Here is a 12,627-nt window from a genome sequence, read left to right as displayed (position 1 = left end):
GACGTGCCGCCGCGCACGCGTGCGTCAGTCCCGCGCCACCACGCGGAGCGTCCTGAGCGTCGGGTCGGCCGCGTCCGGGATCAGGACCCCATGGTCGACACCGCTGCGCAGGTAGTCCAGTACCCCGTCGGTGATGACCTCGCCGGGAGCGACGACCGGAACGCCGGGAGGGTACGGGCTGATCGTCTCCGCGGAGATCCGTCCCGCGGCGTGCTCGGCGGGCACGTGCTCCACCGGGGCGAAGAACGCGGCACGCGGCAGCAGCGCCTGCTCCAGTTCCAGGGCCGGGGACGCGGGCAGGCGGACCGGGGGCTGCCGTTCAATGGAGTCGGCGCTGCCGACAAGCGCACGCAGCGCGCCGAGCAGCACTTCCTCGGTCTCGTCGTCGTCGGCGTGGGTGAGGGAGACGCTGATCCGGCAGGTGTCGGAGCCGCCGACGTCCACGTGCCGGTGCGCCCGCAGCCACTCGGCGGCCTGCATGCCGGTGATGCCGAGGTCGCGTACGTCGATGGCGATCTTGAGGGGGTCGAGGTCGGCGGCGAGTCCTTCCTTGACGACCTCCCGGCCCATCGGCCGCAGACCTGGCAGGTCGCCGACGGCCGACCGTACGCGTTCCGCGCGGCGCAGCGCGGCGTCCAGGAGCACATGCCCGTGTTCGACCATCTGACGGCGCCAGCCGTCGAGGGTCGCGTACACCAGGGACGAGGCGCTGGTGGTGCCCAGCAGGTCCTCCCGCTGTTTGAGTACTTCGGGCGAGACCCGGTCGTACTGGAGGTGGAAGACGGAGCTCTGCTCGATGGCGCCGCCCATCTTGTGGACGCTGGTGACCACGAGATCGGCCTCGGCGTCCATGCCCCAGGCGGGCAGCTCGGGGTGGAAGGGGAAATGCGCGCCCCATGCCTCGTCCACGATCAACGGCACGTCGAACTCGTGGCACACCCGGGCGACGCCCGCCACGTCCGCACAGGTGCCCCAGTCGGTGGGGGTGATCAGCAGCATGCCCTTGGCGTCCGGGTGTTCCCGCAGGCGGCGGCGTACGTCGTCGGGCTCCGGCGGGTGAGCGAGGTGCCGCTCGGCGTCAAACTTCGGATGGACCCAGATCGGCTCCACGCCGTTGACGACGACGGCCGCGATCACGGACTTGTGCGCGTTGCGGGACAACAGCAGCTTCTCGCCGGGGCCTGCCACGGCCAGCATGGCGGTCCTGACCGACAGGGAACTGCCGCAGGTCGAGAAGAAGGCACGCTCGGCCCCCACCGCGTCCGCCATCAGATCCTGCGCCTGGCCGAGCATCCCCTGGGACTGCCGGCGGTCGTCAAGTCCGTTGAGGGACAGCACGTCCGAGCGGAACACATCGAGCCCGACGACGTCGGCGACCCGCGGGTCCACGCCGCGGCCCTGCTTGTGCCCCGGTGGGCCGAAGACCACGTCTCCACGACGCCGGAACTCCTGCAACGCCTCCAGTACGGGTACGCGCGAGTGATCCATCGTTCCTCCCTGCCGGTCACGGTCCACCGGCGGCTCACCGGCGGCCGACGCCTCGACGTCCGCCGCCGCCGTCCGGGCACACCTGAACGTGTTGCACCGACGCCGCGATCAAAACCCGAAGGCGTTGCCCGAAGGTGCAGTCCGCACTGCCCGTACCCGATGGTTTAGGGCCTGGACGCGGGCCGGTCCCCCGGCGACGCTGTAAGGGAGTGCGGGTGCGTCGCACGACTGTCGTCCAGGGCATCCGTGGGGCGCCACGCGTCATCGAGGGGACGTTCGGCATTCTGCTATTCCGCGGGGAGCGGCGCATGGGCATGTACGAACAGGAACACGAAGGCGAACACGGGCACGACGCATCGCTCAGGGCGGCCAGGAAGGGCACCTCCGACACATTCTCCGAGGCCCCCGTCGGGTCGTCCGCCGACGCGTCCGCCCAGCCGCCTGCCGGGTTCTCCCACATGCTGACGGCAGCCGCCACCGGCCGTACGGACGTGCTCGGGCCCGCCGGGATGAGCACCCTGCAGCGGACGGTCGGCAACACGGCCGTCCGCTCGGCGCTCCAACGCAGCGCCGAGGATGCCGAACCGGAGGCCGCGGAGCGCGGCGAGCGGCGTTCCGGCGTCCACGAGGTGATCGGGTCCGGCGGCGGACAGCCACTGGACACCGACACCCGTACGGACATGGAGGCCAGGCTCGGCGCCGACTTCTCCTCCGTGCGGGTGCATACGGGCTCCGCGGCGCACGAGTCGGCGAAGGAGGTGGGCGCCCACGCCTACACGGTCGGCGACAACGTCGTGTTCCAGCGGGACAGTTACGATCCGTCCTCGCATCAGGGGCGGGTCACGCTCGCCCATGAGCTGACCCATGTGATCCAGCAGCGCTCCGGTCCGGTGGACGGCACCGAGGCTCCCGGCGGGATCCGGGTGAGCGATCCGTCGGACCGCTTCGAGCAGGAGGCGTCGGCCAACGCGGAGCGCGTCATGTCCGGCCCGGCTCCGTCCCCCGATGCGCCCGCTCCGGCCGCCGACTCGCCCGCTCCGGTGCCCGCGCCGACCGCCGTGGCGCCACCCGCCACCGCCGCCCCGGTGCAGCGTCAGGCGGCGGACGAGGACGAGGAACCGGCTGACGTCCAGGGCTCGTTCGTGCAACGGGCCACGGAGGGCTCGTCGGAGGAAGAGGAGGAGACCACGCCCGAGGGGTGACTGAGCCGCCGCCGGGCGGGCCGGTCAGCCGGCCGTCTGCGCGGGCACCGAGATCTTGCCGCCCAGGAACAGCGATTCGGCGCACTGAGAGGGCGCCGGGGCCCCGACCGGCCGCCCCACCCGCCGGCAGTTGACGGAGACGGTGACCTTCCCACCGGAGCGCACCTCGATGGGGGTGACGAAGTGGTAGTCGGAGTCCCGGAAGTTCTCCAGCGCCAGTGTGAGCAGCGGTCCGTCGTCGCTGGAGACGACCAGGGTGCCCGCGTCGCCCTGCGGGTTCTGGATCACGATGTCGGTCAGTTCGAAGGTGCGGCCGGCGGGCACCTCGTACGCGGTGCGCCGGGTGGCGTCGCCGCCCACCGCGTCCCGCACCCGCACCCGGGCGCTCTCCGGTGTCCCGGACCCGCCGGACCCGCCGCTCCCGCCGGGCTCCCCCGTCGCTGAACTGCCCGGTGAGGCCGACGCGTTGCCGCCCGCGCCGGCCCCTGCCGTGCCACCGCCGCCGGTCTCCTGCTGCCCTTGACCGCCGGCCCCCGTGCCGCCCGCTCCGTCGGGATCCCGGTTCCCTTCCCGCAGCGCGGACTCGACCGCCTGCGGAGTGATCGCCTCGCGCGCGGCCGACCGTACGGTGGGCCGCAGCACCGCGTACCAGAGCCCGACCACGGCCGCGGCCACCAGCACCGCCACGGCCAGGGCGCGGGGCAGCCAGCGGGGCAGGACGGCCTGCTGCTCGTAGGAGCCGTCGAGGACCACCGGCTGGTACGGGTCCTGCCCCTCGGCGACCCGTGGTGTCACCGCGACCTGGAACGGGTGGGTGATCGGCGTGCCGCGCCACAGACGCTTGGCGGGGCGCACCGTCACAGCGGTGAACTTGGCCTCGCCGGGGGGTACTTCCAGTTCGGCCGGGCTGAAGAGGAACCGGGCGCGTTCGGTGGCGGCCCGGGCGGTGAGATCGACCGTGACGGGAGTGTTGCCCCTGTTGTCGACGGCCACTTTGTGCCGTCCGCGCCACGGGCTGTTCGAACCGGGTGGCACCAGCTCCGCGGTGACCTCGGTGAACGGCCCTATGGTCACGGTCCGTTCGAGGACGGCCGTCTCGCTGTGCTCGCTCGTCGGCACCACGCGCAGTCCGAGGGGTGTCTCCCCGGGGCTCACCTGTGAGCTGCGCGGCGGACGCAAGGTGAGGGTGGCGGTGCCGGACGCGCCCGGGTAGAGCGACAGACTCTCCGGTTCCACCGTGGTCCATTCGGCGCACGGCCCCACCACTTCGAACCTGCACTCCTCAACGGTGGTCCCGGAGTTGAGCACCCGCACCGGAAGTTCTGCCGCACCCCCGGGCTCAACGGTGACGGAAGACTCGTCCACGCTCGCCGAAACAGTCATGCGGCGCACCGTAAGGTCCGGTGTGACATACGGTCACCGGCCACACAGGAACACTTTCGGGCAATCACGATGCCCGTTGAGTCACCGCCAATTCCCTTGGGGAATCAGGGGCATTACTGTGGTTACTCGGTAAAGGGAGACCCATGTGAATGAAATGTGGACCCGTGCCCATGATCTGACCATATTTCGCCGGAGCTCTCCCGCAGTCGCCCGAGGGGAGAGAGCGACGTTGCTACAGACGAACGGAGATCGTATTACGGTGGCGCTGCGCGCCCAGGACCCGGTGTCACAGGCCGGAGTGTCCAGCCAGTTACGCGCCCGCCCGGAAGTCAGGGTCATCGACTGGGACGAACGCGACGACACGGACGTACCACAGGTGGTGGTCGTCGTCCTCGACGTCCTCGACGATGTCGCGCTACGCGTGTTGCGTCAGATCCAGCGGACCAGTACCGCGCGGGGGGTACTGGTCACCACCCACATCGACGAGCAGCAACTGGTGAACGCGGCCGAATGCGGGTTCGTCGGTGTCGTCCGCCGCGCCGAGGCGACCCCGGAACGCCTGGTCAAGGTGATCGGCTCGGTCGCCAGGGGTGAGGGCCGGGTCCCGCCCGACCTGCTCGGCAGTCTGCTCCAGCAGGTCGGCAGGCTCCAGGGCCAGGTGCTCGCACCCCACGGGCTGAACCTCACCGGATTCACCGCCCGCGAGATCGAGGTTCTGCGACTGGTCGCGGAGGGCTACGACACCGCTGACATCGCGGTGAAACTGTCCTATTCGGAACGGACCATCAAAAACGTCCTGCATTCCATCATGACCCGGTTGAATCTGCGCAACCGGTCGCACGCGGTGGCCTATGCACTGCGCCAAGGCCTGATTTGAGCACGGTCGGCGGTGCCGTCGCGTATCGCCCGGCACCGCGCGGTGCCCCAAGGGGCAGCCGGTCCTTCCCGAAGGACTGGCTCGCGCCCCGCTGCGTGGTACACGGCCGACGCGCGAGGGTGGCAGTCCGAGTCGCCGATCGTGACCGTGGGGTGTTCAGTGGCTTCTGTACGGGGGTTCGTGCACGGCGTACGAGGGGCGCTGCGCCCCGCCCACGGAGTCCGGCGCCTCGGCCTGCCGGGCCCGGGCGCCGTCGTCCGGGCGCGCGTCTTCACCGTCGGCGTGCTGACCACCGTACTGCTCCTGGTGGTGGTCGCGGCCGTCACCGGGGTCACGGGCGTCGCGGGCGGTGCGCCGGCCGCGGTCCCGGGATCGGCGGTGACCCCCGCCGTGGTGGACGAGTCGCTCGCCCCCGGCGACTCGCTCACCCTCGGCAAGGAGGTCAGCACGCCCGTGGTGCCGCCCCGGCCGGACATCGTGCTGCTGGTGGACGGCACCGGCAGCATGGACACCACCATCGAGGGGGTCCAGGCGGACCTGGGAACCATCACGGACCGGGTCCGCCAGGAGCAGCCCGACTCCCGTTTCGCCGTGGCGACGTACGGCGACCAGCAAGTCGACGGCGACCGGGTCTTCACGGTGTTGCAGCAACTCACGGACGACCTGACGGCCGTACGGGCCGGGGTCGAACGCCTCGACGCCACCCGCGGTGGCTACAGCCCGGGACCCGCCGAGGACTGGATCAACGCGCTGTGGCAGATCGGCAACGGCGCGGCAGGAGGCTTCCGGGAGAGCGCGAGCCCGGTCGTGGTCCTCGTCGGCGACGCGTCCAGCCACGACCCCAGCATGGGCCATACGCTCACCGACGCCGTCAACGCCCTGCAGAACGTGGGTGCCCGGGTCATCGCGGTCGATGTGGAGACCGTCCTGGGCGACGGTCTGAACGGCAACGGCGACAACGGCAACGGCCCCGACCAGAACCGGGAGCCGACCCACGAGCCGGACCAGGCCACCCGCGTGGTCGAGGCCACCGGCGGACGTCTCTTCCAGGACATCGACCCGGGCCAGGTGGCCGACACGATCGCCGCGGGCCTGACCAATCTGCCCACCACCGTGGGCCACCAGACGATCGGCTGCGATCCCGCGCTCACCGTCGCCCTGAGCCCTGCCGTCCGGCAGGTGACCAGCGGTCAGGTCGCCGCCTTCCAGGAGACGATCACGGTCGCGGACGACGCTCCGCAGGGCATGACCCTGAGCTGCACCGTCCAGTTCCTGCTGGACGGCAAGGCACCGGGCGGGGACGCGCCCCTCGACGTCCCGCCCGCCCGCACCTTCGACAGCCGGCGGATCTCCCCCGGCGACGACGCGCTCGACGCAACGGTCGGCCCCGGCACATCGGCCTCCGGCGGGGGGTCCGCTCCCGGCGGTGCCGCCTCGGCCTCCGGAACCGTCGTCGGCACCACCGGTGGCATCGACGGGGGCGGGAGCGGGGGACTCGTCGGGGGAACGGTCGGTGCCGTGACGGGCGGCTCCGACGGCTCGGGCGGCTCGGGCGACTGTGACGACGGAGCCGTCGCCGGGTCGGTGATCGGCGGCATCGGCGGGCTCGGCAGCGACGGCGGCGGGCTCGTCGGCGGACTGCTCGGCGGCCTCATCGGGGGCTCCGGGGGCTGCGGCGACGGCGCGAACGGCGGGAGCGGCGGTGAGACGAACGGCGGTTCCTCCACGAGCGGTTCACCCGGGAGCGGTTCCTCGGTGAGCGGTTCACCCGGGGGCGGGACGGCGGACGGCGGTTCGGCCGCCGGGGCCGTCGGCGGGGCGGTCACCGGAACGGTCGGTGGGGCCGGCGGTGGCGACGGCGGAACGGCTGGCGCCCCGGCCGGCGACGGCGGCAGCCAGAACGGCGGTCAGGGTGACGGCGGCCGGCAGAACGGCGGAAGCAACCGAGGAAACGACGGAAACGACGGCAGCGATGACGGGGGCGACGGTCGCGACGGAGCCGGTCGTGTCGGCGGCGCGGCCGTCCCCGAGGACTACCAGCAGCACATCACCATCACCGTCGACGACGTGACCGCTCCCATCGTCACCGTCGTCGACCGCACCGTGCAAGCCACCGGCGACGACGGCACGGTCATCGACTTCACCGCCACCGCCGAGGACGCGGTCGACGGCACCCTGCCCGTCACCTGCGACCCCGCGTCCGGCTCGCTCTTCCCCGTCGGCACCACCCGGGTCGTCTGCACGGCGACCGACTCGTCCGGCAACACGGGCACCGGCACGGCCGCCTTCACGGTCACCGAGGCCCCCGTGCCGAACGACGCGGACATCGCCGTCCGGGCCGTCGTGACCCCCGCCACCGCGTACACGGGCCTGACCACACGCGCCGACTTCGTCCTCACCAACACGGGGCCGAGGCCCGCGCGGAACGTCGTCCTCACCGCCGCCTGGCCCCGGGGGAACGGCGCCGGCGACCGCACGCTGTCCTCGCTCTCGGACTGCACCCGTGCCAGGCCCTGCACCATCGCGCCGGGCAGCCGCGTCACCGTCACCCAGACCGCCGTCTACGACACCGCCCTGCGCGGCGAGGTCCGCGCGTCGGTCACCGGCTCACCGCGCGACCCCCGGCAGGCAAACAACACCGCCGCCGCGCCGCTGCGCGTCCTGCGGCCGAAACTGACCGTCACCCCTGCGGTGGCCCGGCCAGGCGACGTGGTGCTGGCCCGCGGCGAGGACTTCCCGCCCGGCCGCACGGTCGCCCTCGCCTGGAGCCGCGGCATCACGGCGGCGCAGTCGCCGGTACGGGTCGGCCGGGACGGCACCTTCGAGGCGCAGGTACCGGTCCTGCGCAAGGACCAGCTGGGCCCGCGCGTGCTCCGCGCACGGGTGCCGGCGCTGGAGCGGCTGCACCGCCCGCAGGACGACGTACTGATCGTGCGACGCAGCCTCCAGCCGCCGGACTTCGCGGGCCGACGGTGAGGGGCGCGCCGTGATCCACGAGGTCGACGAGGCACTGCGCGCGCTGTTCCGCGCCGACGCCCTGGCGGGCGGTCAGGTGACGGTGGTCTTCGACGCCCCCACCCGCGACTGGGCCGCCAAGGTCAACGCCCCCACCGTCAACCTGTACCTGTACGACATCCGGGAGGACATGCGCCGCCGTGAGCGCGGCCTGCTCAACGAGTACGACGAGCAGGGCGCCGTCGTGGCCAGGCGCCGCCCGCCCCGGTTCTTCAAGCTGTCGTATCTCATCACCGCGTGGACCAGACGCCCGGAGGACGAACACCGTCTGCTCTCGTCGCTGCTGTCCTGCCTCCTGCGGTACGAGGCGCTGCCCGCCGAACGCCTCACCGGCACGCTGGGCGAGATCGGTGTGTCCGTCCCCATGACGGTCGCGCTGCCGCCGCCCGAGGACCGGTCGTTCGCCGACGTGTGGAGTGCGCTGGGCGGAGAACTCAAGCCGTCGCTCGACCTGGTGGTGAGCGTGCCGGTCACCGAGTCCCCCATCTACCCGGCGGGCCCGCAGGTGGGCGAGGAAGGGGTGCGGCTCGGCTTCGGCGAGAGGCCACCTGCCGAGCCGTCGCCCACCGCCCCGGCGCAGCGCACACCGGGCGGCGCGACCCTGCCGGTGTACGGGGCGCGCAGGGGCGGCATAGCGTCGCGTGTGGCGGAGGAACACCCGGAATGACGGACCCCACCGGGCCGGTGGAACCGGCCGCCCGGGGCGGGAGCCTGCGCCACCTGCTCGACCGCGCGATCCTCGTCGAGCAACGCGTACGGCGGGCTGTCCACGCCCGGCAGCAGGGCGATCCCGCCCCCGACGACGCCTTCCGCGGCCTGTACCTGAGCGACGACGCCGTCCGCCGGCTGCTGGACGCGGGCCCCCGCGGGTTCGCCGTCACCGCTCCCGACAGCACGGACGCCGGCTTCCTGGCGGAGACGGAGGCACGCGCCGACGCGGCGGAGGCGGCGGGCCGTCCCACCCGGCTGCGCGCCCTCGCCCGCGGCTTCGGTCTCTCGCCGCTGGACGTCGAGATCCTGCTGATCGCCCTCCTCCCGGACCTGGACGACCGCTTCGAGCAGTTCTACGGCTACCTCAACGACGACGTCACCCGCCGCCGCCCCACCACGGGTCTCGCACTGGGCCTGTGCGGTCTGTCGCCCGCCGACGCTGCGGCGCGTTCCCGCCTGTCCCCGCGTGCCCCGCTCCGTGCGGGCGGCCTCCTGCTGGTGGAGGAACCCGACCGCCCCTTCCTGGCCCGCGCCCTCCGCGTCCCCGACCGGGTCACCGCCCACGTCCTCGGTGACGACACCACGGATCCGCGCATCGTGGACCTGTTGGTGCCACGACGGGACACGCCCGCCGTCGCGCCCCGTGGGGGGAGCGGACTCGGTCCGGCGGCCGGTGGCCGGCCCGGCGCGGTGCCCGGTGCCGAGCCGGGCACCGGCGATCCGGCTCCGCTGGCCCGCGCCCTGGCCACCGGTGTGCCGCTCGCGTATCTCCGCGAGGAACAGGGCGGTGCGGGTTCGGCACTCGCCGCCGCCGCCGTGGCCCGCGCGGGCCACGGCGTGCTGGCCGTCGACCTGGACCGGGTGGCCCGTGACCCGAACCCCGCTGAGGCGATACGGGTCCTGACCCGCGAGGCGAGGCTGACGTCCAGTGCGCTGGTGTGCGCCCCCCTGGACGTGCTGACCCGGGAACCGGACAGGGTCGAGATCATCCGCGCGGTCACGGACGTCGCGGTCCCCGTGGTGCTGGTCGGCAGGGTCCCGTGGGACGCGGCATGGTCGAGCCGTCCGCCCCTGCTGCTGCACGCCCCGCGCGTCGAGCCCACGGCACGGGCGGCCCTGTGGACGTCGGCGTACCCGGGGCCCCTCCCGCCGGACCTGGACGTGCCGCACGTCCTCTCCCCCTTCCTGCTCGCCCCCGACCAGATCGCCCGTGCGGCCCGGGCCGCGGCCCAGACCGCGACGCTGGACGGCGGCACGCTCCGCCCGGACCATGTACGCGCCGGTGCCCGCTCGCAGAACGCGGCGGGCCTCGACCGTCTGGCCCGCCGCACGGAACCGGCGGTGACATGGTCCGACCTGGTGCTGCCCGCCGACACCCACGCCCAGCTCCGCGAACTCGCGGCCAGGGCCCGCCACCGCGACCGGGTGCTGGGCGAATGGGGCATGCGGCCGGGCGGTGGCCGGGGCCGGGGTGTGACGGCCCTGTTCGCGGGTGACTCCGGCACCGGCAAGACGATGTCGGCCGAGGTGATCGCCGCGGATCTCGGCCTCGACCTGTACACGGTCGACCTGGCGACGGTCATCGACAAGTACGTGGGCGAGACGGAGAAGAACCTGGAGCGCATCTTCTCCGAAGCGGCCGGCATCAACGGTGTCCTGCTCTTCGACGAGGCCGACGCGATCTTCGGCAAGCGCTCGGAGGTCAAGGACGCGCACGACCGCTATGCCAACGTCGAGAGCGCGTACCTCCTCCAGCGGATGGAGACCTTCGACGGCCTCGCCGTCCTCGCCACCAACCTCCGTGCCAACCTGGACGACGCGTTCACCCGCCGCCTGGACCTGGTCATCGACTTCCCGCTGCCCGACGCCGTCCAGCGCCGCGCCCTCTGGGACCGCTGTCTGGCCCCGATCCTCCCCGGCGCCGCGGACCTGGACCTGGACTTCTGCGCACAGTCCTTCGAACTGTCGGGCGGCAACATCCGCTCGGTGGCGGTGACGGCCGCGTACCTGTCCGCCGAGTCGGACCGACCGGTGACCATGACCGACCTGATCCACGCGATCCAAAGGGAGTACCAGAAACTGGGCCGCCTGACATTGGCCTCGGAGTTCGGCCCATACATGCCACTCCTGACGAGCTGAAGGAGTTCCGTACCTGTGTGGCCTTCCCGACGACAGCCCACGTCAGCCGACGCCGGCAGAAATACTCGTGGGCGCATGATCAGGCTGTGTGACCTCATAATCGATCTCCCGCGCCCAGAGGCGGCGAGCGATCACAACTCGGCCCTCCATCGGGGCCCACTTCGGTACCCAGGTCACATCTACGTTCTCCACCACGTCGCTGTTCGTCGCCTCCCCTGCCAGGTACTCGCAGAAGAAGTACACGCACTGCACGCCCGTCACCGGATGGACGCGCTCACCGAGACTTCGCCGTACAGCACAGCGCACGCCCGTCTCATCCAGCGTCTCGCGGACCGTCGCGGTTTCGGGTCTGATTCCCGGTTTGATGACGCCAGCAGGGAACTGCCACGTGATCCCGGAAGCGTCGTCGCCGTGACAGCAGACCAGGAGGACCTCCTCGTCACGAACGACGACTGCGATCTCAACACGCAGGGTCGGTGGCTGCGGCCCCCGAGGCTTAGCCTCGCGCTTTCACGCAGCAGGGCGTCCGGTGGATGATCAGAAACGCAGAGAGTGCTCCTGACCTGCAACGATGGGACTTGTCTAGGGTCCAGGTCGTCGCATGAAAGAAGCACTCTCCAGGTGAAGAAGCGTATCGGGTTCTACCCGCGTGTCCGTACCGAAGACGGTGGTCGCGGGGTGGTTTCCCAGGCCGGCGGGGTGCTGCTGGTGGAGACGGTCCGCAAGACCGGTCTGGATCAGGCGATATCGGCGGCGCCGGCGCCGTGGCGCAAGCTGCGGGCGGTGCATGATCCGGGCAAGATCCTGCTGGATGTAGCGCTCGCGGTCGCGCTGGGCGGAGACTGCCTGGCGGACGTGGGCATGCTGCGGTCCGAGCCGGCGGTGTTCGGGCCGGTGGCCTCCGATCCGACGGTGTCCCGACTGATCGACACGCCGGCAGCGGGCGGGAAGCGTGCGCTGACCGCACTGCGGCAGGCCCGCGCTCAAGTCCGCGCATATGTATGGACCTTGGCCGGTGACGCGGCACCGGACGCGGCCGGGCAGGTGGTCGTGGACCTGGACGGGGTGCTGGTGATCGCGCATTCCGAGAAGCAGGATGCGGCCTCGACCTGGAAGAAGACCTTCGGGCACCATCCGCTGATGGGGTTCGTCGACCACGGCCGGGGCGGGTCCGGGGAGCCGGTGGCCGCCCTGCTGCGGCCCGGGAACGCGGGCAGCAACACCGCCGCCGACCACATCGAAGCCGCCCGGCTCGCGCTGGCGCAGCTGCCCAAGGAGTACCGGCGCGGACGGCAGACGCTGATCCGCACCGACTCGGGCGGGGGCACCCACGAGTTCGTAGGCTGGCTTTGCGCCCGCGGCTGGTGGCTGTCCTACTCGGTCGGCATGACCATCACCGATGCCATCCACCAGGCAGTCCTGAAGGTCCCGGCATCGGCCTGGACGCCGGCCGTCGAGCCCGACGGCGAGATTCGCGACGGAGCCTGGGTGGCCGAGCTCGACGGCGACTGCCTGACCGGCTGGCCCAGGGAAATGCGGCTGATCGTCCGCAGGGAACGCCCGCATCCTGGCGCCCAGTTGCGCTTCACCGACGCCGACGGCATGCGCCTGACCTGCTTGGCCACCAACACCAAGAACGTCCCCATCGCCGCGCTCGAACTGCGGCACCGCCAGCGTGCGAGGGCCGAGGACCGCATCCGCGCCGCCCGCGCCACTGGCCTGCGCAACCTCCCCCTGCACGACACCGCGCAGAACCAGATCTGGCTGGAGATCGTCCAGATCGCCCTGGACCTGCTGGCCTGGATGCCGATG

General features: G+C 72.2%; 8 protein-coding genes and 1 pseudogene. 6 read left to right on the top strand and 3 right to left on the bottom strand.

The features are described 5' to 3' along the window. Positions 1-24 precede the first annotated feature (24 nt). Positions 25-1,488, bottom strand: coding sequence for an aminotransferase class I/II-fold pyridoxal phosphate-dependent enzyme (locus tag AC27LF_RS36705; protein ID WP_479660646.1), 1,464 nt, complete (start codon positions 1,486-1,488; stop codon positions 25-27). A 308-nt stretch (positions 1,489-1,796) separates the two neighbouring features. Between AC27LF_RS36705 and AC27LF_RS36700 the strand changes: the two genes are divergently transcribed. Further along, on the top strand, positions 1,797-2,690 hold the full coding sequence (locus AC27LF_RS36700) for an eCIS core domain-containing protein (protein WP_479660699.1): 894 nt from the start codon (positions 1,797-1,799) through the stop codon (positions 2,688-2,690). Positions 2,691-2,714: 24 nt separating this feature from the next. On the opposite strand, the gene AC27LF_RS36695 is transcribed toward AC27LF_RS36700, so the two are convergent. After that, positions 2,715-4,073 (bottom strand): COG1470 family protein, encoded by a 1,359-nt coding sequence (locus AC27LF_RS36695; protein ID WP_479660645.1) that lies wholly within the window; start codon positions 4,071-4,073, stop codon positions 2,715-2,717. Positions 4,074-4,332: 259 nt separating this feature from the next. Here AC27LF_RS36695 and AC27LF_RS36690 point away from each other — a divergent pair, with 259 nt between their 5' ends. The 4 genes from AC27LF_RS36690 to AC27LF_RS36675 all read left to right on the top strand — a co-directional run bounded on the left by AC27LF_RS36690 (position 4,333) and on the right by AC27LF_RS36675 (position 10,815). Beyond that, positions 4,333-4,950 carry a helix-turn-helix transcriptional regulator gene (locus AC27LF_RS36690; RefSeq protein WP_404024296.1) on the top strand — a complete coding sequence of 206 codons (618 nt, stop codon included), beginning with the start codon at positions 4,333-4,335 and terminating at the stop codon, positions 4,948-4,950. 159 nt (positions 4,951-5,109) lie between these two features. Then, positions 5,110-7,926, top strand: a complete 2,817-nt coding sequence (locus AC27LF_RS36685; RefSeq protein ID WP_479660644.1) for a VWA domain-containing protein — start codon at positions 5,110-5,112, stop codon at positions 7,924-7,926. Between the two features lie 10 nt (positions 7,927-7,936). Beyond that, complete coding sequence (locus AC27LF_RS36680) at positions 7,937-8,632, top strand: Pvc16 family protein (RefSeq protein WP_479660643.1); 696 nt, start codon at positions 7,937-7,939, stop codon at positions 8,630-8,632. Next, positions 8,629-10,815 (top strand): AAA family ATPase, encoded by a 2,187-nt coding sequence (locus AC27LF_RS36675; RefSeq protein WP_479660642.1) that lies wholly within the window; start codon positions 8,629-8,631, stop codon positions 10,813-10,815. Before AC27LF_RS36680 ends, AC27LF_RS36675 begins: the two co-directional genes overlap by 4 nt. 42 nt (positions 10,816-10,857) lie before the next feature. On the opposite strand, the pseudogene AC27LF_RS36670 reads toward AC27LF_RS36675, so the two are convergent. After that, positions 10,858-11,289: pseudogene (locus AC27LF_RS36670) on the bottom strand (NUDIX hydrolase); the annotation flags it as partial. A gap of 147 nt (positions 11,290-11,436) precedes the next feature. Between AC27LF_RS36670 and AC27LF_RS36665 the strand changes: the two are divergent. Continuing rightward, positions 11,437-12,627 (top strand): IS1380 family transposase (locus tag AC27LF_RS36665; RefSeq protein WP_479660641.1); only part of this gene is annotated, 1,191 nt, incomplete at its 3' end.

Source organism: Streptomyces diversicolor (assembly GCF_057537855.1).
The sequence above is the reverse complement of the archived record's forward strand: the minus strand, read 5'-3'. Positions and strand labels throughout refer to the sequence as shown.

Excerpts from the sequence above, each read along its gene's own strand:
- AC27LF_RS36705 (WP_479660646.1), bottom strand. The coding sequence starts at position 1,488 with ATGGATCACTCGCGCGTACCCGTACTGGAGGCGTTGCAGGAGTTCCGG.
- AC27LF_RS36700 (WP_479660699.1), top strand. The coding sequence starts at position 1,797 with ATGGGCATGTACGAACAGGAACACGAAGGCGAACACGGGCACGACGCA.
- AC27LF_RS36695 (WP_479660645.1), bottom strand. The coding sequence starts at position 4,073 with ATGACTGTTTCGGCGAGCGTGGACGAGTCTTCCGTCACCGTTGAGCCC.
- AC27LF_RS36675 (WP_479660642.1), top strand. The coding sequence starts at position 8,629 with ATGACGGACCCCACCGGGCCGGTGGAACCGGCCGCCCGGGGCGGGAGC.